The organism is Streptacidiphilus jeojiensis (assembly GCF_042510965.1).
In the GTDB taxonomy this organism is placed as follows: Bacteria; Actinomycetota; Actinomycetes; order Streptomycetales; family Streptomycetaceae; genus Streptacidiphilus; species Streptacidiphilus jeojiensis.
The window spans coordinates 300,558-323,600 of the sequence record NZ_JBEUKS010000007.1 but is presented as its reverse complement, the minus strand read 5'-3'; the positions used below and the strand labels follow the sequence as shown (position 1 = coordinate 323,600).

17 protein-coding genes are annotated in these 23,043 nt (G+C 73.1%); 9 read left to right on the top strand and 8 right to left on the bottom strand.

Translation table 11 applies throughout. From position 1 onward, the window contains the following. The first annotated feature begins 111 nt into the window (after positions 1-111). The 4 genes from ABUW04_RS21355 (at position 112) to ABUW04_RS21340 (ending at position 8,154) form a co-directional block, all read left to right on the top strand. Positions 112-2,658: a glutamate--cysteine ligase gene (locus ABUW04_RS21355; protein ID WP_380566249.1), complete on the top strand. Its 2,547-nt coding sequence runs from the start codon at positions 112-114 to the stop codon at positions 2,656-2,658. Beyond that, positions 2,646-4,430 (top strand): N-acetylglutaminylglutamine amidotransferase, encoded by a 1,785-nt coding sequence (locus tag ABUW04_RS21350; RefSeq protein WP_380566248.1) that lies wholly within the window; start codon positions 2,646-2,648, stop codon positions 4,428-4,430. Before ABUW04_RS21355 ends, ABUW04_RS21350 begins: the two co-directional genes overlap by 13 nt. After that, positions 4,427-6,340 carry a S9 family peptidase gene (locus tag ABUW04_RS21345; protein WP_380566247.1) on the top strand — a complete coding sequence of 638 codons (1,914 nt, stop codon included), beginning with the start codon at positions 4,427-4,429 and terminating at the stop codon, positions 6,338-6,340. The genes ABUW04_RS21350 and ABUW04_RS21345 overlap by 4 nt, the downstream gene beginning before the upstream one ends. A 110-nt stretch (positions 6,341-6,450) precedes the next feature. Beyond that, a complete protein-coding gene (locus tag ABUW04_RS21340) occupies positions 6,451-8,154 on the top strand; it encodes an AMP-binding protein (RefSeq protein WP_380566246.1) in 1,704 nt (567 codons plus the stop codon). 46 nt (positions 8,155-8,200) lie between these two features. Here the strand turns inward: ABUW04_RS21340 and ABUW04_RS21335 are convergent, their stop codons facing one another. From ABUW04_RS21335 to ABUW04_RS21320, 4 genes are all read right to left on the bottom strand, one after another. After that, complete coding sequence (locus ABUW04_RS21335; RefSeq protein WP_380566245.1) at positions 8,201-8,818, bottom strand: TetR/AcrR family transcriptional regulator; 618 nt, start codon at positions 8,816-8,818, stop codon at positions 8,201-8,203. Positions 8,819-8,927: 109 nt separating this feature from the next. After that, positions 8,928-9,449: a Rieske (2Fe-2S) protein gene (locus ABUW04_RS21330; protein ID WP_030264784.1), complete on the bottom strand. Its 522-nt coding sequence runs from the start codon at positions 9,447-9,449 to the stop codon at positions 8,928-8,930. A gap of 152 nt (positions 9,450-9,601) precedes the next feature. Continuing rightward, a complete protein-coding gene (locus ABUW04_RS21325) occupies positions 9,602-10,510 on the bottom strand; it encodes an acyl-CoA thioesterase (protein ID WP_232242752.1) in 909 nt (302 codons plus the stop codon). A 72-nt stretch (positions 10,511-10,582) separates the two neighbouring features. Then, entirely contained in the window at positions 10,583-11,065 is a 483-nt protein-coding gene (locus ABUW04_RS21320) for a pyridoxamine 5'-phosphate oxidase family protein (protein WP_380566244.1), read from the bottom strand. A 103-nt stretch (positions 11,066-11,168) separates the two neighbouring features. On the opposite strand from ABUW04_RS21320, the gene ABUW04_RS21315 reads away from it, so the two are divergent. After that, positions 11,169-11,996 carry an enoyl-CoA hydratase/isomerase family protein gene (locus ABUW04_RS21315; protein WP_030264794.1) on the top strand — a complete coding sequence of 276 codons (828 nt, stop codon included), beginning with the start codon at positions 11,169-11,171 and terminating at the stop codon, positions 11,994-11,996. Positions 11,997-12,227: 231 nt separating this feature from the next. Then, entirely contained in the window at positions 12,228-13,205 is a 978-nt protein-coding gene (locus tag ABUW04_RS21310) for a DMT family transporter (protein WP_380566243.1), read from the top strand. Positions 13,206-13,207: 2 nt separating this feature from the next. Here the strand turns inward: ABUW04_RS21310 and ABUW04_RS21305 are convergent, their stop codons facing one another. After that, on the bottom strand, positions 13,208-14,182 hold the full coding sequence (locus tag ABUW04_RS21305) for a zinc-binding dehydrogenase (protein ID WP_380566242.1): 975 nt from the start codon (positions 14,180-14,182) through the stop codon (positions 13,208-13,210). Between the two features lie 181 nt (positions 14,183-14,363). Between ABUW04_RS21305 and ABUW04_RS21300 the strand changes: the two genes are divergently transcribed. Beyond that, positions 14,364-14,771, top strand: a complete 408-nt coding sequence (locus tag ABUW04_RS21300; protein ID WP_380566241.1) for a Rid family hydrolase — start codon at positions 14,364-14,366, stop codon at positions 14,769-14,771. Positions 14,772-15,425: 654 nt separating this feature from the next. On the opposite strand, the gene ABUW04_RS21295 is transcribed toward ABUW04_RS21300, so the two are convergent. Then, the gene (locus ABUW04_RS21295) at positions 15,426-16,976 is read right to left on the bottom strand and encodes a cellulase family glycosylhydrolase (protein WP_380566240.1); all 1,551 of its coding nucleotides are present in this window, start codon (positions 16,974-16,976) and stop codon (positions 15,426-15,428) included. 284 nt (positions 16,977-17,260) lie between these two features. Between ABUW04_RS21295 and ABUW04_RS21290 the strand changes: the two genes are divergently transcribed. Both ABUW04_RS21290 and lgt read left to right on the top strand, forming a co-directional pair. Continuing rightward, on the top strand, positions 17,261-19,558 hold the full coding sequence (locus ABUW04_RS21290) for a glycoside hydrolase family 6 protein (RefSeq protein ID WP_380566239.1): 2,298 nt from the start codon (positions 17,261-17,263) through the stop codon (positions 19,556-19,558). A 204-nt stretch (positions 19,559-19,762) separates the two neighbouring features. Next, positions 19,763-20,767, top strand: a complete 1,005-nt coding sequence (gene lgt, locus ABUW04_RS21285; protein ID WP_380566238.1) for a prolipoprotein diacylglyceryl transferase — start codon at positions 19,763-19,765, stop codon at positions 20,765-20,767. Positions 20,768-20,851: 84 nt separating this feature from the next. Here the strand turns inward: lgt and ABUW04_RS21280 are convergent, their stop codons facing one another. Further along, positions 20,852-22,120 (bottom strand): alginate lyase family protein, encoded by a 1,269-nt coding sequence (locus ABUW04_RS21280; RefSeq protein WP_380566236.1) that lies wholly within the window; start codon positions 22,118-22,120, stop codon positions 20,852-20,854. Positions 22,121-22,282: 162 nt separating this feature from the next. Continuing rightward, entirely contained in the window at positions 22,283-23,038 is a 756-nt protein-coding gene (locus tag ABUW04_RS21275) for a DedA family protein (protein WP_380566235.1), read from the bottom strand. Positions 23,039-23,043 lie beyond the last annotated feature (5 nt).

Here is a 23,043-nt window from a genome sequence, read left to right as displayed (position 1 = left end):
GGCAGGCGGCTGTCACGGACGCCCCGGCATGTGACATGCCCGTAATCGGGGCGGTCCTCGACTGCCCTAGCCTCGGCCCGAGCAGCGCGGTCCAACCGGAAGGGGAGCAGCGTGGTCGTCGCGGTCGGGGTCGAGGAGGAGTTCCATGTCGTCGATGTCGAGTCCAGAACGCTGGTGCCCCGGGCCCGCGCCGTCCTGGACCGCCTCCCCGAACGGGGCTTCACCACGGAGCTGCAGCAGTCCATCGTGGAGGCCAACAGCCGTCCGCACCGCTCCCTCGCGGCACTGCTCAGGGATCTGCAGGCGTCCCGCCGGGCGCTGAACGCCGCCGCCGAGCCGCTGGGCCTGGCCCTGGTCGCGGCGGGGACGGCGCCGCTGGCCCAGCTGGGCAGCATCGACCCCACCGACGACCCGCGCTACCGGCGGATGGCGGAGAACTACCGGGTGGTCGCCGAGGAGCAGCTGATCTGCGGCGCGCAGGTCCACGTCGACGTCCCGGACCGGGACACCGGCGTGATCGCGATGGGGCTGCTGGCCCCCTGGCTGCCGGTGCTGCTGGCGCTGTCGGCCAGTTCGCCGTTCTGGCTGGGCTCGGACACCGGCTACGCCAGCTGGCGCACCCTGCTCTGGCAGCGCTGGCCCACCACCGGACCGGCCGGCTCCTTCGCCAGTGCCGCCGAGTACGACGCCACCATCGCCGGCCTGGTGCGTTCGGGGGTGATCAGCGACACCGGGATGGTCTACTACGACGTCCGCCCCTCGGCCCATCTGCAGACCCTGGAGCTGCGGATCTGCGACGCCTGCCCGCGCGCCGAGACCGTGGTGATGATCGCCGGACTGTTCCGTGCGCTGGTCGTGGACGCCTGCGCCGACGTGGCCGCGGGGGCCGAGCCGCCGCGCCGGGGGCAGGAGTGGCTGCGCGCGGCGACCTGGCGGGCGGCCCGCTCGGGTCTGGAGGGCGACCTGGTGGACCCGGCGACCGGCCTCCCGGTGCCCGCCCCGCGGGTGGTGCGCTCGCTGCTGACCCGGCTGCGCCCGGCGCTGGAGCAGACCGGCGACTGGGACGCCGTGGTCGAGCTGGCCGAGGCGGCCCTGGGCCGGGGCAGCGCCGCGCACCGGCTGCGCCGGCTGGCGCTGCGCGAGGGCCGGCGGGCCGCCGTCGACCTGTTGGTCGCCGAGACCCGCGGCGACCGCCGCGGCCGGGACCAGTCGGCCCACCGCGGCCTGCTGCGCGGCTACCGCGCCGAGCAGGACGAGGCGGTGACCGTCACCGGCGAGAGCCGCGAACCCTACCGGGCGGTGCTGGAGCAGTTGGAGCGGCAGGAGTCCGCCGGTCTGCGCAGCCGGATCCGCGAGCGCGACGCCCGGCAGTGGCGGGACGGCGTCACCTTCCGGGTCGACGGCGAGGACCAGGCCAGGCTGTTCCCCTACGACGTGGTGCCACGCCTGGTCGACGGCGGCGAGTGGCGCGATCTGAGCCTGGGCCTGGCGCAGCGGCTGCGCGCCCTGGAGGCCTATACCCACGACGCCTACGGCGAGCGCACGGCGGTCCGCGACGGGGTGCTGCCCGCCCGGCTGCTGGAGGGTTCGGCCGGTCTGCGCGACGCGGGCCGGGCGCCGTTGCCGGGTTCGGTCCGGATCCACGTCGCCGGAATGGACCTGGTCAGGGATGCCGCGCAGGGCTGGCTGGTGCTGGAGGACAATCTGCGGGTGCCCTCGGGGATCGCCTACGCCCTGGCCGCCCGCGGCCTCGGGGTGCTCGGCCCCGGGCCCGGCACGCTCTCCCTGGACACCGTCCCCGACCTGCTGCGACGCACCCTGCTCGCCGCCGCGCCTCCGCTGGCGGCGGCGGACCCGGTGCTGGCCATCGTCAGCGACGGGCCGCAGAACTCCGCCTGGTACGAGCACCGGACCCTGGCCGCGGCCATGGGCGTCGGCGTGTTCACCCCGGACCAGCTGACCATCGGTCAGGACGGCCGGGTCAGGGCCGGGGGCGGCCCGGTCGACGTGCTCTACCGCCGGATCGACGAGGACGACCTGGCCAAGGCCATGGGGGAGGACGGCGTCCCGCTGTGGCCGGGACTGCTGGCAGCGGTGGAGTCGGGCCGGCTCGCCCTGGCCAACGCCCCCGGCAACGGGGTCGCCGACGACAAGGCGCTCTACGCCTTCGTCCCCCGGCTGATCCGCTACTACCTGGGCGAGGAGCCGCTGCTGGCCCAGGTCCCCACGCTGCTGCCGACCGACGACGGCCGGCTCGACGAGATCCTGGAGCGGCTGCCCGAACTGGTCGTCAAACCCGTGGACGGGCACGGCGGCGCGGGCGTCGTCATCGGTCCGTACGCCTCCCCGGAGGAGCTGGCCCGGCTGCGCGCCGCGCTGCTGGAGGCCCCGGACCGCTGGGTGGCCCAGGACGTGGTCTCGCTGACCAGCCATCCCACCTTCGACGGCGAGCGGCTGGAACCCCGGGTGGTCGACCTCAGGGCCTTCGTGCTGGCCGAGCGCGACGGCAGCGGTCCGGGCGCCGTCGGCCTGCGGCCCACCGTGCTGCCGGCCGCGCTCACCCGGGTCGCCGCCGGGGGCAGCCTGATCGTCAACTCCTCGCGCGGCGGCGGCGCCAAGGACACCTGGATAGGAGCTGCACCGGCATGTGCGGACTGAGCGGAGAGGTCCGCTTCGACGGATCACGACCCGACCTGGCCGCCGTCGAGCGGATGACGGACCGGCTGGCGGCCCGGGGCCCGGACGGGCGCGGCCTGTGGTCGCAGGGCGCGGTCGCGCTGGGCCACCGGCGACTCAAGATCATCGACCTGTCCGAGCGCGGGGCCCAGCCGATGACGGACCCCGGCGCGGGTCTGACCGTCGTCTTCAACGGCTGCATCTACAACCACCGCGAGCTGCGCCGCCAGTTGGAGGGGGCCGGCCACCGCTTCTTCTCCGACTCCGACACCGAGGTGCTGCTGAAGGCCTACCGGGAGTGGGGCCTGGACTGCGTCGACCGCTTCGCCGGGATGTTCGCCTTCGCCCTGGTGGAGCACGAGTCCGGCCGGGTGGTCCTGGGCCGCGACCGGCTCGGCGTCAAGCCGCTCTACCTGGCCGAAGGGCCGGGCCGGCTGCGCTTCGCCTCCTCGCTGCCGGCGCTGCTGGCCGGCGGCGGGATCGACACCTCGATCGACCCGGTCGCACTGCACCACTACCTCAGCTTCCACTCCGTGGTGCCCGCGCCGCGCACCGTACTGGCGGGGGTCGGCAAGCTCCCGCCGGCCACCGTCCGGGTGGTCGAGCCCGACGGCACCCACCACGACCGCCTGTACTGGAACCCCCCGCACACCCGGCTGCCCGGATACGTCGGCATGGACGCCGCCGACTGGCGCGACGCCGTGCTGGACGGGCTGCGCACCGCGGTGCGCCGGCGCACCGTCGCCGACGTGCCGGTGGGCGTGCTGCTCTCCGGCGGTCTGGACTCCAGCCTGGTCGTCGCCCTGCTCGCCGAGTCCGGCGCCCGCGACCTGGCGACCTTCAGCGTCGGCTTCGAGGCCGAGGGCGGCGAGCAGGGCGACGAGTTCGCCTACTCGGACCTGGTCGCCGAGCGCTACGCCACCGACCACCACCGCATCATGGTGGCCTCGGACCGGCTCCCGGCCGCACTGGACCAGGCGATCGACGCCATGAGCGAGCCCATGGTCAGCCATGACGCGGTCGCCTTCCACCTGCTGTCGCAGGAGGTCTCCAAGGAGGTCAAGGTGGTCCAGAGCGGCCAGGGCGCCGACGAGATCTTCGCCGGGTACGACTGGTACCCGCCGCTGGCCGGGATCCCCCGGGCGCGGACCGCCGAGGCGTACTGCAGGGTCTTCGTGGACCGCCCGCACGGCGAGCTGGCGGCCATGCTGCACCCGGAGTACCTGATCGACCACGACGCCTCCGGCGACTTCGTCCGCGCCCACACCTCGGCCGCCGGCGCGGACACCGCCCTGGACGCGGCGCTGCGGCTGGACAGCCGGGTGATGCTGGTGGACGACCCGGTCAAACGGGTGGACAACATGACCATGGCCTGGGGCCTGGAGGCCCGGGTCCCCTTCCTGGACCACGAGTTGGTGGAGCTCGCTGCCGCCTGCCCGCCCGAGCTGAAGCTGGCCCAGGGCGGCAAGGGCGTGCTCAAGGACGCCGGCCGGCAGCTGCTGCCCACCGGGATCGTGGACCGGCCCAAGGGCTACTTCCCGGTCCCGGCGATCCGTCACATGGCCGGTCCGGTGCTGGACCGGGTCCAGGAGGCGCTGGCCGCCCCGGAGGCCCGGGCCCGCGGCCTGTTCCGCGAGGAGTACCTGGCCGAACTGCTCAGCGCCCCCGACGCGCACCGCACCACGCTGGGCTCCAATGCGCTCTGGCAGGCCGCCCTTCTGGAAATCTGGCTGCAGACACACGGAATCGGATGAGAGCGCAGCACGTGACAGGTCAGCACACCGCGACGCAGCCGACCGCCTCCGACGCCCCGGGCCCGGACCCCTGCCTGCCGCGGCACGGCTGCGCCCAGGCGGCCACCGACCCGACCGGTACGGCGGCCGCCTACATCTGCGACCGCGGCGGGGTGCCCCAGCTGTGGACCGGACCGCTGAGCGGTGGCGGCGGACCCCGGCTGCTGGACCCCGCGCCGGATCCGGTCACCGCCGTCTCCTGGTCCCCGGACGGCCGCTGGATCGCCTACACCTCCGCCCCCGACGGCGCCGAGCACGGCCGGGTCCTCTGCATCCGCCCGGACGGCACCGGCCGCCGGCTGCTGGCCGGCGCGAACCCCCGCGCCGCCGCCTACCTGGGCTGCTGGAGCCGGGACGGCTCCGCGCTGGCGGTGACCGAGGTGGTGCCGGTGGGCGACGGCTCCGGGCACAGCCACGGACTGCTGGCGGCCTCGCTGGTCGACCCCGAGGGCGTCCGCCCGCCCCGGCGGCTGGCCACCGAGTCCGGCGCGGCCACCCTGCGGGTCTGCGACCTCACCCCGGACGGCCGGCTGGGCCTGCTCCGGCGCGGCCCGCGTGGCCACCGCGAGGCCGTGCTGCTGCGGCTCGCCGACCTCGTCGAGGCCGGGACCTTCCCGGTCGCCGACGGGGACCCCTGGATCGGCCGCTTCGCCCCGGACGGCCGCACCCTCTGGCTGCGCAGCGACGCGGAGCGGGAGTTCGCGGCGCTGCTCGCGGTCGCCCTGGACCCTGACGGCAGCCCCGGCCCGGCCGGCGCACGGACGGTGCGGGTGGCCGCCCAGCGGTCCGGCGCCGATCTGGAACTGCTGACGGTCGCGCCCGACGGCGGCACCGCCCTGCTCGGCTGGAACCAGCAGGGCCGCAGCTCGGCCGAGCTGGTCCGGCTCGGCCCGGAACCGGGTGCGGCGACGACGATGCGTCAGATTCCCTTGCCCCACGAGGTGTTGACCAGCGTTGACGCCGACGGGACCGGCGGCCTGCTGCTGTCCCTGTCCGGCTCGCGCAGCCGCCCGGGGATCTGGTCGCTGCCCGCTGCCCCCGGCGCGGAACCGCAGCCGGCCCCCTGGATCTCCGAGCCCGTCCCCGGTGCCGTCGGTCCCCGGGCGATCGGCCTGACCGCCCGCGACGGCCTGCCGCTCAGCGGCTGGTACTACCGGGCCCCCGCATCCGGCCCCGACGACGCCGGGCCCGCGCCCTGCGTCGTCCACCTGCACGGCGGCCCGGAGAGCCAGGAGCGCCCGGTCCTCGAACCGCTGTTCCAGCAGCTGCTCTCCCGGGGCTTCGACGTCTTCGCCCCCAACGTCCGCGGCTCCTCCGGCTTCGGCCGCTCCTTCGTCGACGCCGACCTCGGCGAAGGCCGGTTCGCCGCCGTCGACGACGTGGCCGACTGCGCGCTGCACCTGGTCGGCCTCGGCCTGGCCGACCCCGGCCGACTCGCCGTCATGGGCCGCTCCTACGGTGGCTACCTGGTGCTCGCCGCCCTGGTCCGGCATCCGGAGCTGTTCCGCACCGGGGTGGACATCTGCGGGATCTCGGACTTCGCCACCTTCTTCGCCGGCACCGAGCCCTGGATCGCCGAGTCGGCCGCGGCCAAGTACGGCCACCCGGAACGGGACCGCCTGCTGCTGCGGCAGCTCTCGCCGATGACCGGCGTCGACGCCCTGCGGGCGCCGCTGCTGGCCGTCCACGGCGCCCAGGACAGCAACGTCCCGATCGGCGAGTCGGAACAGATCGTCGCGGCGGCCCGGGCCCGCGGCGTCACCGCCTCGCTGCTGGAACTGCCGGACGAGGGCCACGACTTCGTGCACGAGCAGAGCCGGGCCCTGGTCCGCGAGAAGGTGGCCGACTGGTTCGAACGCCATCTCCAATGACCGGGCGATCGGCTGACCGGGCGGTGCCGCGGTCTTGTGCGTCGGCGGCCAGGAGGGTATCAACGGCTGGAAGCTGACGGATCGTCAGGAGCTTGACGCTGGGAGCCCCCATGCCCGCACCCGGACCGAGCCCGACCCTCCTCGACGCCGTGTTCGCCCAGCGCGGCCGGCACGCCCCCGGGCTGGTCGGCGACGGCTTCAGCCACAGCCACGACCAGGTGTTCCGGGCCGCCTGCGCCCGCGCCGCGCTGCTGGTGCGGCTGCTCGCCGAGCAGCGGGCGCCGTACCCGCACGTCGGCCTGCTGCTGGACAACACCCCCGAGTACGCCTACTGGCTCCAGGCCTGTGCCCTGGCCGGCGCCACCGCCGTCGGGATCAACCCCACCCGGCGCGGACCCGACCTGCTGCGCGACATCCGGCACACCGACTGCGCCCTGGTCGTCACCGGACGGCGCAGGCTGCCGCTGCTCGACGGACTGGCCCTGACCGTACCGGTGCTCGACAGCGACAGCGACGGCCCCGGGTATGCGGCGCTGCTCGCCGAGCACCGGGACGCCGCACCCCCCGCGGTGCTGCCCGCGCCCGACACCCGGGTCCTGCTGACCTTCACCTCCGGGTCCACCGGCGCCCCCAAGGCGGTGGTCTGCAGCCAGCAGCGGCTGGCCAGGGCCGGCGACAAGCTGCGCACCATGTACCGGCTGACCGCCGACGACACCGGCTACGCCTGCATGCCGCTGTTCCACGGCAACGCCACCATGGCGCTCTGGGCGCCGATGCTGCTCGCCGGGGGCACGGTCGCGCTGCGCCCGGTCTTCTCCGCCTCCGGCTTCCTGGAGGACGTCCGCCGCTACCGGGCCGGCTACTTCACCTACGTGGGCCGGGCCATCTCCTACGTGCTGGCCACCGAGGAACGTCCGGACGACGCCGACAGCCCGCTCCGGCTGGGGTTCGGCACCGAGGCCGGGGCCGTCGACGCGGCGCGGTTCGAGGCGCGCTTCGGCTGCCGCCTGGTCGAGGGCTACGGTTCCTCCGAGGGCGGCTGCAACCTGCGCCAGGACCCGGCGGCCCCGGCCGGAGCGGTCGGCCGGGAGGGCTCGGGCCCCGACGACGACCTCGCCGTGGTCGACCCGGAGACCGGGGAGGAGCGCCCGCGCTCCCGCTTCGACGCCTCGGGCCGGCTGCTCAACGGCGCCGAGGCCATCGGCGAACTGGTCAACCGCACCGCACGGGCCGGCTTCGAGGGCTACTGGCGCAACCCCGAGGCCGGGGCCGCCCGGGTCCGCCGCGGCTGGTACTGGACCGGGGACCTGTTCCACCGTGACGCCGAGGGCTGGTTCCACTTCGCCGGGCGCAGCGCGGACTGGCTGCGGGTGGACAGCGAGAACCTGGCCGTCGCCGACATCGAGAACATCCTCGGCCGCTGGCCGGAGGCCGAGGCGGTGGCGGTCTACGCCGTCCCCGACCCGGTCGCCGGGGACCAGGTGATGGCCGCGGTGCAGCTGCGGCCCGGCGCCGACACCGTGGCGGCGGGGCTGGCCCGGCGGCTGGCGGAGTTCCTGGCGGCCCAGCCCGACCTCGGCACCAAGATGCCGCCGCGCTTCGTCCGCTTCGTCGCCCGGATGCCGGCCACCGCCACCCACAAGACCGCCAAGACCGGACTGCGCGCCGAGCGCTGGCGCACCGACGACCCGGTCCTCTGGCGGCCGTACGGCACGGCGGCCGACGCCGGGGCCGGCTACCGTCCGCTGACCGGCGACGACCTGGAGAAGATCGACGCACTCTTCGCCGAACACGGCCGCACCGCCTGGAGCTGACCGCCGACCGGACCTGACCCGCCGCCCGGACCGGGCCGTCGGTCGGTCAGGCCGCCGCGTACGGGGCCAGCACCACCCGGATGACCTCCTCCAGCCGGAGGTAGGCGTCGCCGAGGGTGCTGCGCCCGGTCACCCAGGCCACCAGTTCGCTCTGCCAGGCCGCGTCGATGATGTGCGGGACCACGCTGCGCGCCGCCGGCGGCACCTGCGGCATCACCGCCAGCAGCGAGGCCCGCCCGGCGTTGGCCATCTCGTCCACCGCCTCGCTGGCGAACGGGTCGGTGGACACCGTCACCGCGACCAGCAGATGGGCCAGGTGCGGCTGCCGCTGGAAGGCCCGCATGCCCCGGTGCACGAAGCGGACCACCCGGTCCGTGCCGGCCAGCGGGACCGGGGAGCCGCGCAGCTCCGCGGCGAGATCCGTCATCAGCATTCCGCGCCAGTCCGAGACGGCTGCGGCCAGCAGATGGTCCTTCGAGGAGAAGTACCGGTAGGTCGTCCCTAGGGCGACCCCTGAGCGTTCGCTCACCTGTTTCATCTGGACGCGTTCGACACCGATCTCGGCCACCAGATCGATCGCGGCCCTGATCAGGTGTTTCCGGCGTTCCAGTTGGCGGGGAGACATAGCCTCGACCGGCCGGGGGGACAGGTCTACCTTGGACACCCCGCCATGGTACCGGGAACGGTGTTGCAGGTGTATGACGCCGTATCAGATCACTTGACCGGTGTGGACCCGTCAGCCGGGTCCACACCGGTGAAACGATGTTCTCGTTTCAGGAAAGCTTGATCTGGCCGCCGCTGACGGCGATCGTCTCGGCCGCGAGCGGCGAGGGGGCCGGTCCGCCGGCGACCGAGCCGTCGGCGATGCTGAACTTGCTCCCGTGGCAGGGGCAGTTGATGGTGCCGCCGGAGACGCTGCCCACGGTGCAGCCCATATGGGTGCAGACCGCCGTGAACGCCTTGAAGGTGCCCGCGCTCGGCTGGGTCACCACCACCTTCTGGTCGGCGAACACCTTGCCGCCGCCCTCCGGGATCTCCGACGTCGCACCGAGGACCGTGCCCCCGCCGGAACCACCCGCCGCGCTGCTGGAGCTGCCGGCCGCGGGGGCGCTGCTGGTGGCGCCGCCCGCCGCCGTGGTGCTCGGGTCGGCGGCCGGGGTGGTGGCGGCGCCGGCGGCGCTGCTGCTCCCGCTCCCGCTCGATCCGCAGGCGGCGAGGACGCCGGCGGCGCCCACCACCCCGACGCCCGCGAGCACGGTTCGACGGGCGGTGGTCTGCTGGGACTCTTCGGCCATGGTTACTCCTGTAGAGAGCTGAGGCTGGAGGGACTGAAGCCCGCTGTCGGGAGACCATACGCACCGGTCCGCCCGGAGGTTCAGCACCGATGAGCCACGTAAGATCCTGTCGGCCGGGACGTAATATCTCCGGATATCTCCGGGCCGGCGGATCAGCGCCGCTTCTCGCGCACCAGCGCCTCCTGCACCACCGAGGCGACCAGCCTGCCGTCCCTGGTGTAGAACTCGCCCTGGGCCAGCCCCCGACCGTCCGAGGCGGACGGGCTGCGCTGGGCGAACAGCAGCCACTCGTCCGCGCGGAACGGCCGGTGGAACCACATCGCGTGGTCCAGCGACGCCAGGTTGACGGTCGGCGGCGCCTCGTTGCGCTGCGAGCGCGGCAGCTGCAGGTGCAGGGCCGCGGTCGAAGCCAGCGTCAGGTCCGAGAGGTAGGCGAGGGCGCAGACGTGCAGCAGCGCGTCGTCCGCGGCCAGCTTGGAGGCGGACTTCAGCCAGACGAACTGCTCCTCCACCCCGGCCGGCCGGCCGGGCAGCCCCTCGGTGCCGGGCGGCATGATCCGCATGTCCAGGGTCAGCCGTCCGGTGGTCGCCCAGTAGCTCTCCGACCCGCTCTCGGCCCACTCCGCGTAGGGGTTCGGCAGCCCTTCGGGCCCGGGCAGCAGCGGCATCACGGCCTGCCGCTCCGGGCTCTCCTCGGGCCGCTTGAAGGAGGCCGAGAGGGTGAACACCGCCTCCCCGCGCTGGATCGCGGTGACCCGCCGGGTGGAGTAGGAGTGGCCGTCGCGCAGCCGCTCCACCTCGTAGACCAGCGGGCGGCGCGGGTCGCCGGGGCGCATGAAGTAGCCGTGCAGCGAGTGCACCGGGCGCCCGGTCTCCACCGTGCGCCCGGCCGCCACCAGCGCCTGGGCCGCGACCTGCCCGCCGAAGGCGCGCAGCGGCGCACCGGCGTGGCACCAGCCCCGGAACAGGTTGAGGTCGAGGTCGTCCAGACGCAGCAGGTCGACGAAGTCGGAGATCACGCGGGGCTGACCGGATTCGGTGGCCATCGGAGCTTCTGCCATCGCAGCATCCTGTCAGATCGGCCCGGGCGGACCCGTGTGACCTGCGGCACCTTGACGGACCGGCAGTTCGGATCAGCGCGCGAAGTCGCCGTTCAACCGCTGGAAGTCCCAACTGGTCAGGGTGGCCGGGGCGAGCCGCAGCCAGCCGTGCCGTCCGTCGTGGTACATGGTCGCGCCGAACCCGTACTTGGCGGCGAAGAGCTTCTCGGCCGACTCCAGCTGGTAGGGCCCGCGGTAGTCGAGCCCGGTCCTGGGCGCCTCGGCCACCTGCTCGACCGAACCGGTCAGCTCCACGCCCCGCAGCTCGCCGTACTCCTCGCCGCTGTCGACCACCACGGCGACCCGCGGATCGCGCTCCAGCTCGCCCCAGCGCCGGCTGCGGGTGATCGAGTACAGCCACAGTGCCGAGCCGTCCCAGACGAACCACAGCGGGGTGACGTGGGGCCGTCCGTCGGCGGCCACGGTGGCCACCCGGCAGGTCCGCTGCCCGCGCAGGAAGGCGTCCCGCTGGTCCTCGGCCATCATCACGCGCCTGCCGTGCCGTTGCTCGCGCATCCTGCCTCTTCCCTCCGACGCGGCCGACCGGGACGATGGCCCGGGCTGATAAGTAGAACGTGTTCTCAATTGATGTGCCAGGGCCGCGACCGGAGGAATGCGCATGGAGACCGACTTCAGCACGCTGCGCTACGAGGAGAGCGACCACGTCGCCACGGTGACGCTGGACCGCCCGGAGGTCCACAACGCCTTCGACCTGCGGATGATGCAGGAGCTCCGCGAGCTGTGGCGCAGGCTGCGCGAGGACGACAAGGTCCGGGTGGTCATCCTCACCGGCGCCGGCGACCGGGCCTTCTGCACCGGGCTCGACCGCGGCACCCTGGACACCGCCGAGCCGGGCACCGACGACCAGCCCATCGGCATCCGCGGCGGCACCCCGCTGCACTTCGACGACCCGGGCGACTGGATCAGCCCCAAGACCTCGGGCGACCTCTGGAAACCGGTCATCGCCGCGGTCAACGGGATGGCCTGCGGCGGCGCCTTCTACCTGCTCGGACAGGTGGAGTTCATCATCGCCGCCGACCACGCCACCTTCTTCGACCCGCACACCAGCTTCGGCATGGCCTCGGTCTTCGAGTCGATGGCGATGCTGCAGCGGATGCCGCTCGGCGAGGTGATGCGGATGCAGCTCACCGGCGCGCACGAACGGCTCTCGGCTCAGCGGGCGCATCAGATCGGCCTGGTCCAGGAGGTCGTCCCGGGCCCCGAACTCCTGGACGCCGCACGGCGCGTCGCCGCAGTGATCGCCTCCCAGCCGCCGCTCGCCGTCCAGGCCACCCTGCGCGCTGTCTGGTACGCCCAGGACCTCGGCTACCGCCAGGCCCTGGAGGTCGCCAAGACCCTGGTCACCCTCGGCGACGACCCGGCCGCCCTCGCCGAGGGCCAGGCCGCCTTCAACTCCGGCACCCGCACGCCGTGGCGGCTGCGGTGACCCTGACGGCTCCAGCAGGCGGTTCCCTGACAAGTGGAGCAGGGGATAGGGTCCGACCCATGGCTCCGTACTCGCTCGCCGTCCTTCCGCCGCCCCGCCGATAGCGGGCGGCAACCTCCAGGCTGACCGGCGTCACCCTCCTCGGGCTTCCGACCGGGGTCGTCGGCACGGTGAACGCTGCCCGCGTGCTCGCCATCCGCGGACCTCAGCGACCACCTCCGGAGCCCTGCCATGCCCTCTCAGCCTGCCCTGCCCGCACGCCCCCGCGCCCTCGCCGCGCACCCGGTACCGACCGAAGCGACCCCCACCCCCCACCCGACGAGAGCCCGCCGCCGTGCGCTGCTCGCGGTCGGCCTGGCCGCGGCCTCCTGGGGGAGTGCCGGCGCCGTCGCCGCGATCCTCCACCGCAGCAGCGGCCTAGGCCCCATCGCCGTCTCGTTCTGGCGCTTCGCCATCGGCGCACTGCTGCTGGTGGCCGCCAGGCCGTTCCTGCGCCGCCCCACCGACACGCTCCGCCCCGGGCTGCCGGCCCTGATCGGCACCGGCATCCTGATGGCGGTCTTCCAGACCTGCTACCTCGCCTCCGTCGACCTCGCCGGCCTCGCCCTCGGCACCACCGCCACCCTCGGCGCCGCCCCGGTGCTCACCGCCCTGGGAGCACGCGCGGTCTTCGGCGAACGGCTCGGCCGCCGCGGCGTCGCGACCATCGTCCTGGCGGTCACCGGCCTCGCCCTGCTGGCCTTCGGCAGTGACGCCGCGTCAGGCGGCGGCACCGCTCCGCTCTGGGGCCTGCTCTGCGCCCTCGGCTCGGCGACGGGCTCGGCGGCGATCAACCTGCTCACCCAGGCCCAGACCCGGGACGGCCGGGCCCACGACGCCTACGACCGTGCGCTCAGCGGCTTCGCCGTCGGGGCCCTGGGCCTGCTGGCCCTCGCCGCCGCGACCGGACCGCTGCTCCCCGCCGGGCACCACCTCGCCACCGCCGTCGTCCTGCTCGGCTACCTCGGCGCGGTGCCCACCGCGCTGGCCTACTCGCTCTTCTTCGCGGCGCTGACCGTGGTCCGGGCGACGGCGGTGTCGGTGATGATGATGCTGGAACCCGTGGCCGCACTGCTCCTCGGCATCACCCTCCTGAGCGAACGCCTAACCCTCCCCGCCGCAGCGGGCACCGCCACCCTGCTGGCGGCGGTCGCCCTGCTCCGCGACTGAGCTCAGCGGTCGTCGTCGCCGACCACCAGCAGCGTCTTCCCCAGAGAGGACCGCGTCTCCATCGCCCGGTGCGCGTCGGCGGCGCGGTCCAGCGGGAACCTCTGCCCGATCACCGGCCGCAGCCGCCCGGCGGCGGCCTCGGCGAGCACCGCTTCGGTGAACCCCCGCATCGCCTCCGGCGAGGCCTTCGCCGACAGGATCCGGACGCCCCGCGCGACCGCCTCCTGCTCCGGCACGCCAGCCCATTCCCCGCTGGCCAGCCCAAAACTGACGATGCGACCACCACGCCCCAGCAGCCCGAAGGCGGTCCGACCGATCACCCCGCCCACGCCGTCCAGGACCACATCCACCTCGCCGCCGGCCAGAGCCTCCCGGAGCTGCCCGTCCCACCCGTCCTCGCGATAGTCCACGGCGAGGTCCGCTCCGAGCTCCCGGGCCAGGGCGAGCTTGCGCTCCCCGCCGGCTGCCGCGACGACCCGAGCCCCGGCCGCCCGGGCCAACTGCACCAGCAGGCTGCCGACCCCGCCCGCCGCCGCCTCCACCAACACCGTGTCCCCGGCAGCGACTTCGGCGGCCGCCAGCACCATGGCCGCGGTCCGGCCGTCGGCCAGCAGGGCGACGGCATCGTCCAGAGCCAGCCCTTCCGGCACCCGGTACAGCCCCACCGCCGGCACGGCCACCCGCTCGGCGTATCCACCGGACCCACCGGTGCTGCTCACCACCCGCCGCCCGAGCAGCGCTCGGTCCACCCCCTCGCCGACAGCGGCGACCACACCACCGACCCCATTGCCGGGCACCATCGGCAGCTCCGCCCGGAACGGACCCTTCCCCCCGGCCCGGAACTGCGTCTCCACAAAGGTGATGTTGGCGTACACGACCTCCACCACCACCTCGCCGGCCCCCGCCACCGGATCCGCCGCCTCCCCGGCCACCAGCACCTCGGGCCCGCCGAACTCCCGCAACCACACCGCACGCATCCCGCCGCCACCTTCGCTGAACCGACCCCCGGAAGGACATCAGTCTCGCTCCAACGCAGCCGCTGATCATCGGCCGCCGGACGGGGACGGCCTCAGCCGATGGTCCTACCTCCCCACCTCCCGGCCCCGCCGCCGCAAAAACCCGATGCGCGACCACCGCAGGTCGCCCAGACTCGCGCCCATGACGACCCGGATCACCCGCAGCAATCCACCCCAGCTCCACCAGCCTCCCGGCTACCACCACATCACCGTGGTGGAGGCCGGGCGCACCGCCCATCTGGCGGGCCAGTGCCCGATCGGCCCATCGGGCGAGCTGGTCGGCCCCGCCGATCTACCCGCCCAGATCGACCAGGTGGTGACCAACGCCCTGATCGCCCTGGCCGCGGTGGCCGCAGCGCCGAGCGACGTCGTCCGCTCGGTGGTCTACGTGGTCAGTGACGACGTCTCGACCCTGGCCGCCACCTGGCATCACCTCACGGAGTCGGCCCTGGGCGAGGCCTTCACCAGCGCCAGCACCCTGCTGGGAGTAGCCCGCCTCGGCTTCCAGGGCCAACTCGTCGAGGTCGACCTCACCGCGTCCCTGCCGTAGCGGCGAAGCGGGACGCCCCACGCCTGCAACGGCACTGTTGCTGTCGCGACCTGGCCCGCCGTCTCCCGGGCTCGCGCCCGGAAAGAAGGCGCTTCGCGCCGGCGACAAGGGCGGGGGGTGCCTGGGCCCGGCGCGAAGCGTGCGGCGGGGGCGTGGGGCTGGCGCCTGGGCGCGAGACAGGGCGAGTGACCCCAAAACACGGGCGAACGGGCGAACCGGGGTCACTTTCGGGACAAGGTGTCACTTGATCTTGCCGTTATGCCCGATTCATCCGCACATGCCCGTACCAAGAATGACCCGGCGTCCCAAAAGTGACCCCGGTTCAACCGAAGGCGCCTCGCAGGAACGTTTCCGCACCGCCGCAGCGCCGCCCCGCACCGGGAGGGCAGGGGCGCGCCGCCCGGCATCGCACGCCCCGCCGCCCTCCCCGCTCCTCGTTGTTGGCCGCGAGCGGCAGCGAGCCACCCCAGCCCGGCATGGAGCGGCGTGCCCCAGGGAGGTGATGGTGGTTCAGCGGGAGCGAACGCGCACGTCGGAGACGGGGGCGGGACGGGGGCTCGGCCGATGGAGGGATCCCGCCGCACCGGCGGCGACGCCCCGCCTCCCCGGCCGCGCCTCCCCGGCCCCCGCTTCCCCGCCCCACCTCCAACCCGCCTACCCCAGTGCCGCCAAGTGGGCCTTGAACCCGGCGCCGTAGGCGGTGGCCGTGCCGTCGTAGGCGCTGATCAGGGACGGGCCGGAGGAGCAGTCCCAGGTGTTCCAGGTCCAGGCGAGGTACGAGGCGCCGGCGTTGTCCAGCCAGGGCAGCAGCGTGTCCAGGTAGCCGTGGGCGCAGTCGTTCTCGCCCAACTCGCCGGTCACCAGCGGGACCTGGGCCAGCACCGGGGAGATCTGGCTGGTCCAGCAGGAGCTGTTGCTGCAGGTGTTGAAGTTGTACGAGTGCCACGACGCGGCCAGGTTGTGGTCCGGGTCGGTCGGCTCGTAGGTCAGCCACTGGGTGAGGTCGTTGGAGTAGGCGAGCCCGCCGAGCATCAGCACATTGCTCGCGCCGGTGCCGCGTACCGCGTTCACCATCGACTGCATCCCGGCGACCTGGTAGCCGATCCCGGAGCAGGTCCCGCCGTCCCGCCAGCAGGTCCAGGCCTGGGCGGTGGTGCTGGTGGCGCGGTCCGGGTAGGGCTCGTTGAAGAGGTCGAAGACGGTCGAGTTGTCGCCCTTGAAGGTGTTGGCGACCGACGTCCAGAACGGGATCGCCCCCGCGGCGTCCGGCATCGGCTTCTGGCAGGTGGCCGTGGCGCTGCTGCAGGCGGAGGAGTTGCCGGTGTAGACGCCGTCGGTCCAGTGCAGGTCCAGGATGGCGACCAGGCCGTTCTGGTGCAGCAGCGCGACATAGCTCTTGATCGCGTTGATGTAGTTGGCACCCGAGTAGGCGGCCAGGACATTGGACTCGCCGAGCCAGCAGTCCTCGTTCAGCGGCACCCGCACGGCGTTGATGTGCCAGCTCGCCATGGCGGCCACCGAGGCCTGGTCGACCGGTCCGTCGAAGAGCCCGGTCCCCTGGACGCAGGCGAACTCCGCACCGGAGCGGTTCACCCCGTGCAGGGTGACCGTGCTGCCGCTCGCGTTCACCAACTTGTTGCCGGAGACGTGCAGCGCGGGCGCCGACCCGCTGGGCGGCGCGGTGGTCGGCGGTGCAGTGGTCGGTGGGGCCGTAGTGGGCGGTGCGGTGGTCGGCGGCGCGGTGGTGGGCGGCGCCGTCGTCGGTGCCCCCGTCGTCGGGGTCGACGTCGGTCCGCAGGCCACGCCGTTGACCGCGAAGCCGGTCGGCGCCGAATTGGTGCCCGAGTAGCCGAAGTTGGCGTTGGTGGTGACCGAGCCGCCGGCTGCGATGCTGGTGCTCCAGCTGGGTGCGGTGACGGTGACGGTGTGGCCGGACTGGGACCAGGTCCCGTTCCAGCCGCTCTGCAGGGTCTGGTTCCCGGTGGTGGTGTAGGTCAGCGTCCAGGGCTGGACGGCGGCGGTGCCGGTGTCCGTGATGGTCGCGGCGGCGGTGAACCCGCTGCCCCAGTCGTTGCTGACCGAGTAGCTGACGCTGCAGGACACCGTGGCCGCCGCAGCGCTGGACGCCGCGATCGGCAGCAGCGCCGCGGTGAATCCGGCGACCGCGGCGGCCGTGCCGAGCAGGAGTGTGGTGCGGGATCGCATGGGGAGCACCCGATTCTGTTGGCTGGGTGGGGTGCTCGCACTGGCTGCCGGGCGTCAAGGTAGCGGAAGCGCCGGCTTCACAACAGTCCCACAGTCAGAAATTTTCTGCTCATCGTCAAGGGTCTTGACGTGCCGTCAGAACCGCCGGACGATCGGGAGCGCTCCCACTGGTTGCCGCCGTCGGCAGGAGTCGTAAGCCTGCTTCGAATGGGAGCGCTCCCACCCCGTTCACCCGGTTTCGGCCGGTTGTCGATCACGATCCACCCACCCGAAAGGACCGTGAAGTGCCACATCCCCCCCGCCCGCTCGCCCGCTTCCGAACGGCCGCCGCTGCGGCCGCCCTCGGTGCGGCCATGCTGGTCCCCATCGCCGCCACCCAGTCCGCGAGCGCCGCGGTCACCCACGTCGCCAACCCGTACGTCGGCTCCACGCCCTACCTCAATCCGGACTACGTCGCCGAGGTCAACGCCCAGGCGACCGCGGACGGCGGCACCACCGGCTCGACCGAGGCGAAGGTCGCGAGCTACCAGACCGCCATCTGGATGGACCACATCGGCGCCATCGCCGGCGACAGCACCCACCTCGGCCTGAAGGCCCAGCTCGACAAGGCGGAGACGCAGGCCGCGAGCAGCTCCACCCCGGTGCTCTTCGAGGTGGTCATCTACGACCTCCCCGGCCGTGACTGCGCCGCCCTCGCCTCCAACGGCGAGATCCCGGCCACGGCGGCCGGCCTCACCGAGTACGAGTCGCAGTACGTCGACCCGATCGCCGCGCTGCTCGGCAGCAGCACCTACAGCAACCTGCGGATCTCCACGATCATCGAGCCCGACTCGCTGCCCAACGCGGTCACCAACCAGAGCAAGGCGGCCTGTGCGACCGCCACCCCGTACTACGAGACCGGTGTCGAGTACACCCTGAACAAGCTGCACGCCATCCCCAACGTCTACACCTACCTGGACATCGGCCACTCCGGCTGGCTCGGCTGGTCCAGCAACATGGGTCCGGCCGCCCAGGAGTTCGCCAAGGTCGCCAAGGCCACCACCGCCGGCGTGGCCAGCGTGGACGGCTTCATCAGCGACACCGCCAACACCACCCCCACCGACGAGCCGTTCCTGCCCAACTCCACGCTCCAGGTGGGCGGGCAGCCGCTGGACTCGGCCAACTTCTACCAGTACAACCCGTACTTCGACGAGCACACCTACGACGAGGCGATGCACGCCTCGCTGGTCTCGGCGGGCTTCCCCAGCTCGGTCGGGATGCTCATCGACACCTCCCGCAACGGCTGGGGCGGATCGGCCCGGCCGACCTCGCTGAACTCCAGCCCGACCGACGTCAACTCCTACGTGACGGCCAACAAGATCGACCAGCGGCCGTTCCGCGGTGACTGGTGCAACGTCAACGGCGCCGGCATCGGCTCGCGGCCGACCGCGCAGCCGTACGGGGCGAGCGACCCGATCATCGCCTACGTCTGGATCAAGCCCCCGGGCGAGTCCGACGGCGACTACCCGAGCGGCACGCACACCCATGGCGACCCGCACTGCGACCCCAGCGGGACCCAGACCGACGGCAACGGCGGCACCTACCCGACCGACGCCATCCCGGGCTACGACATCCCGGCCGGCAACTGGTTCGCGGCCCAGTTCCAGCAGCTGGTCACCAACGCCTACCCGGCGCTCGGCAGCACCAGCGGTGGCGGTGACACCACTGCTCCCTCCGCTCCGACCAACCTGGCGGTGAGCGGGACGACGAGCAGCAGTGTGTCGCTGACCTGGACGGCGTCCACGGACAATGTGGGTGTGACCGGGTACGCGGTGTACCGGGGTTCGACGAAGGTCGCCACGGTGACCACGACCTCCTACACGGACACCGGGCTGACCGCCTCGACGGCGTACAGCTACCACGTCACGGCCCAGGACGCGGCCGGCAACGTCTCCGCCTCCTCGGCGACGGTCACCGGAACCACCTCCGCCTCCAGCGGCGGCGGTGACACCACTGCTCCCTCCGCTCCGACCAACCTGGCGGTCAGTGGGACGACCAGCAGCAGTGTGTCGCTGACCTGGACGGCGTCCACGGACAACGTGGGTGTGACCGGGTACGCGGTGTACCGGGGTTCGACCAAGGTCGCCACGGTGACCACGACCTCCTACACCGACACCGGGCTGACCGCCTCGACGGCGTACAGCTACCACGTCACCGCCCAGGACGCGGCCGGCAACGTCTCCGCCTCCTCGGCGACGGTCACCGGAACCACCTCCGCCTCCAGCGGCGGCGGAGGCAGCGTCGGGTGCACCGCGACGTACAGCATCAGCAGCGACTGGGGCGCCGGCTTCAACGCCAACGTCACCGTCACCAACACCGGCACCACCGCCACCAAGTCCTGGACCGTCACCTGGACCTGGGCCGGCAACCAGACCGTCTCCAGCATGTGGAACGCCGTCTACACCCACTCCGGCTCGGCCGTCACCGCGGCCAACGAGCCCTACAACAATGTGATCGCCGCCGGGGGCAACACCAGCTTCGGCTTCGGGGCGACCTACTCCGGCACCAACACCGCTCCGACGCTCACCTGCACCGCGAGCTGACCGAGCAGCTCCAGCACGCTGCGGCGCGGCCCCCTCCCCGGGCCGCGCCGCAGCGGCGCGCGGGCCGATCCCGCACCACCGCGCGGCATGATCACGCGGGTGGCCCAACCGTTTCCCGGCGGATGTAATGTGGGGCCGCACAAGCACAGACCGGCACAGCAGCGGGAGGCCCCCACCCGCCCGGCCTCGAGGGAATCGGCCCTGATGGAACTCGCGTACATCCCCAGCCCTTCACAGGGCGTCTGGCACATCGGCCCGCTGCCGATCCGCGCGTACGCGCTGTGCATCATCCTGGGCATCGCCGCCGCCCTGTGGCTGACCCGGCGCCGCTGGATCAAGCTCGGCGGCAACCCGGACGACGTCGTGGACATCACCCTGTGGGCGGTTCCGTTCGGCATCGTCGGCGGCCGGCTCTACCACGTGATCACCGACCCGGAGCTCTACTTCAAGTCCGGTGAGCAGCCGATCCGCGCCCTCTACATCTGGGACGGCGGCCTGGGCATCTGGGGCGCGGTCGCGCTGGGCGCGCTCGGCGCCTGGATCGGCTGCCGCCGCCGCGGGGTCCCGTTGGCGGCCTTCGCCGACGCGCTGGCGCCGGGGCTGATCCTGGCCCAGGCCATCGGCCGCTGGGGCAACTACTTCAACCAGGAGCTCTACGGCGACCCCACCACGCTGCCCTGGGGCCTCAAGATCACCTACACCGACGCCAACGGCGACATCGCCCACGGCGTCTTCCAGCCGACCTTCCTCTACGAGTCGCTGTGGGACCTGGCCTGCGTGGCACTGCTGCTCTACGCGGACCGCCGCTGGAACTTCCACTCCGGGCGGCTGTTCGCGCTCTACGTGGCCTGCTACACGGCGGGCCGCGGCTGGATCGAGTCGCTGCGCACCGACCACGCCAACCACTTCTTCGGCCTGCGGCTCAATGACTGGACCTCGCTGATCTGCTTCGTGGTCGCCGTCGGCTATCTGATCCTGTCCCGAAACCGCCCTGAACCGGAGAACCGCCTGGGCAGGTCCCGGCTGGCCCCGGAGGGTCCCGCGGACGACGCGACCATCGGCGACTCGAGCGTCGCCTTCACCAAGGACGTCCCCGACACGCCCGACACGGAGCCGAACGCGGAACCGGACCCGGAGCCCGACGCGGAACCGGCCGAGGCGGACGGCCGGTCGGCGGACCAGCCGGAGAAGCACACCCCCCGGGTCTGACGCCCTGACACCCACCGATCGCTGAGCTGAGGGAGGCGTGGTGCCCGAGGGCACCACGCCTCCCTCAGCTCATGGCCGGAGCCGTCACCCGCTGATCGGGTCCAGCTGCTCCGCGGCCGGGCGCAGCAGCCAGACGTCGCCGCCGGGCTGCGCGGAGAGCTCGGGCAGCGCCCTGAGCGCGGTCCGGTCGCCCGCGTCCGCCGCCGCGCGGATCACGTCGTTGGCGGCGAAGGCCTGGAAGTTCAGCTCCGGATAGGTCCAGGCGGCGGCGCCGGTCGCGGCCGGGACGACGAAGTCCACGGACTTCAGCAGACTGCCGCCGGCGGGCGTGGTGTAGTGCCAGAGGTCGACGCCGACGTGCTCGCCGATCTGGGCCAGCCGGGTCAGCGCCAGCAGATTGAAGTCGGAGTAGTGGTAGCTGGTGGTCCGGGTGAGCTCCAGCGGCTGGCTGCCGTCGGCGGCCAGCTGGACGTCCAGGCGCTTGCTCTCGGCGCCCTTCACGATGCTCGTGGCCAGTGCCTTCTGCCCGGTTGCCAGGGCCAGTGCGGCCTCCTGCATGTCGAAGAAGGAGCCGTGGTTGTTGGTCGCGGCGGCCTCGTCCGAGCCGTTCTGGCTGGTCTGCAGCCAGCTGAGGAACTGGCTGTCCCAGCTGGTCATCCCGGTGTGGTCGGCGCCGGTCCAGCCCGGGGCGCCGGTGTCCAGGATCGCGGTGGCGTCCAGGATGTCGGTGAACTGCTGGGAGAAGTCGATGATGCCGATCCCGCGTCCGTCCACCTTGCAGGGGATGAACTGGGTGTAGTTCAGGCTGGGGTTCATCCGGGTCGCCGGGTCGACGAACCAGGTCCGCAGGTCCAGCGCGGCGCGCTCGGCGTAGCCGGCCTTTCCGGTGTAGTACCAGGCCAGGGTGAGGGTGTAGACGGCGTTGAACATCTCGCCGCGCTCGCTGTGGTCGGTGATGGTGTCGATGGCGGGGTTGCGCACCCCGTCCTTCTGGACGTACGGGCAGCCCCACGGGTTGGCCGCGGTCTGCGGCTGGCTGGGCCACCAGTACGGGGCCTCGCTGAGGTAGTCGTGCTTGTCCCCGCTGGGCGCGGTCTGCGGTTTGTCCATCACCGACCAGGGCCCCTGGGTGAGGTAGCCGTCGGCCTGTCCGGTGAGCGTCCGCAGCTCGCTGCGCAGCTGCGGGACGCCGGCCTTGACCAGCAGCCGGGTCAGCGCCAGCCGGTTGCCGTCGAGCACGACGGTGCGGGGCACGGGGGAGGGGCGGGCGCTCGCGGAGGCGGACGCCGGGGCGAGCAGGGCGAGGACGGTCGCGCCGACGGCGACCAGTGCGGCGGTGATGCGGCGGCTCATGGGACTCCTCGTGCGGTGGGAGGAAGTTCATGTATATGACCGACGGTCATGAATGTGTCCGCAGCGAGGATAGGCAGCAGCCCCCGCCGGGCACAATGGGCTCGACAGGATCAGAGCTGACGAATGGTCAGTGCGCAGCCGGAGGCCGGGCCGCAGCCGGGCTCAGCTGTCGGAGTCCGCGTCCGCAGCGTCTTCGGTGTCCGCAGCGCCTTTAGCCTCCGCAGCGTCCGCGCCGTCAGCCGCCTCCGCAGCAGCCGCCTCCGCAGCAGCCGCCTCCGCAGCAGCCGCCTCGGCAGCGGCCGCCTCCGTCTCGGGCGCGCGGTGGTGGCGCCGCCAGAGCCAGACGCACAGTGCGATCAGCACGATCCCGCCGACCACGCCGGCGGCCACCGTCCCCACGGTGTGCGCGGTCCTCGCGTAGGCCGCCCCGGCCAGGTACCCCAGCAGGGTGTAGCCGACGCCCCAGATCAGCCCGCCCGCCGCGTTGAACAGCAGGAACCGCCGGTACGGCAGCTGGGAGAGCCCGGCCAGCGCCGGGACCATGGCCCGGAACAGGGCCACGAAGCGGCCCAGGAACACCGCGGCCGGGCCCTTCTCGCGCATGAAGGTGCGCGAGCGCTCGATCCGGTCCTGGTACCGCACCGCGAGCCGGGTGGACAGCAGGGCGGGGCCGAACCGCCGGCCCACCTCGTACCCCACCGAGTCGCCGACCACGGCGGCCAGCACCACCACCGCCATCAGCGCGGGCAGGTTCACCCCGTTGTGCGCGCTGGCGATGACCCCGCCGATGACCACGGCGGTCTCGCCGGGCAGCACGAAGCCGAAGAAGAGGGCGTCCTCGGTGAACACCAGAGCGGCGACGACCAGGTAGACCAGGGGTCCGGACAGGTGCTGCAACCAGTCGGTGATCGCCTGCATCAGGC

Coding starts and splice junctions, on each gene's coding strand:
- ABUW04_RS21340 (WP_380566246.1), top strand. CDS start 6,451: ATGCCCGCACCCGGACCGAGCCCGACCCTCCTCGACGCCGTGTTCGCC.
- ABUW04_RS21325 (WP_232242752.1), bottom strand. CDS start 10,510: ATGGCAGAAGCTCCGATGGCCACCGAATCCGGTCAGCCCCGCGTGATC.
- lgt (WP_380566238.1), top strand. CDS start 19,763: ATGGAACTCGCGTACATCCCCAGCCCTTCACAGGGCGTCTGGCACATC.
- ABUW04_RS21315 (WP_030264794.1), top strand. CDS start 11,169: ATGGAGACCGACTTCAGCACGCTGCGCTACGAGGAGAGCGACCACGTC.
- ABUW04_RS21300 (WP_380566241.1), top strand. CDS start 14,364: ATGACGACCCGGATCACCCGCAGCAATCCACCCCAGCTCCACCAGCCT.
- ABUW04_RS21280 (WP_380566236.1), bottom strand. CDS start 22,120: ATGAGCCGCCGCATCACCGCCGCACTGGTCGCCGTCGGCGCGACCGTC.
- ABUW04_RS21305 (WP_380566242.1), bottom strand. CDS start 14,182: ATGCGTGCGGTGTGGTTGCGGGAGTTCGGCGGGCCCGAGGTGCTGGTG.
- ABUW04_RS21310 (WP_380566243.1), top strand. CDS start 12,228: ATGCCCTCTCAGCCTGCCCTGCCCGCACGCCCCCGCGCCCTCGCCGCG.
- ABUW04_RS21275 (WP_380566235.1), bottom strand. CDS start 23,038: ATGCAGGCGATCACCGACTGGTTGCAGCACCTGTCCGGACCCCTGGTC.
- ABUW04_RS21320 (WP_380566244.1), bottom strand. CDS start 11,065: ATGCGCGAGCAACGGCACGGCAGGCGCGTGATGATGGCCGAGGACCAG.
- ABUW04_RS21350 (WP_380566248.1), top strand. CDS start 2,646: ATGTGCGGACTGAGCGGAGAGGTCCGCTTCGACGGATCACGACCCGAC.
- ABUW04_RS21295 (WP_380566240.1), bottom strand. CDS start 16,976: ATGCGATCCCGCACCACACTCCTGCTCGGCACGGCCGCCGCGGTCGCC.
- ABUW04_RS21330 (WP_030264784.1), bottom strand. CDS start 9,449: ATGGCCGAAGAGTCCCAGCAGACCACCGCCCGTCGAACCGTGCTCGCG.
- ABUW04_RS21345 (WP_380566247.1), top strand. CDS start 4,427: ATGAGAGCGCAGCACGTGACAGGTCAGCACACCGCGACGCAGCCGACC.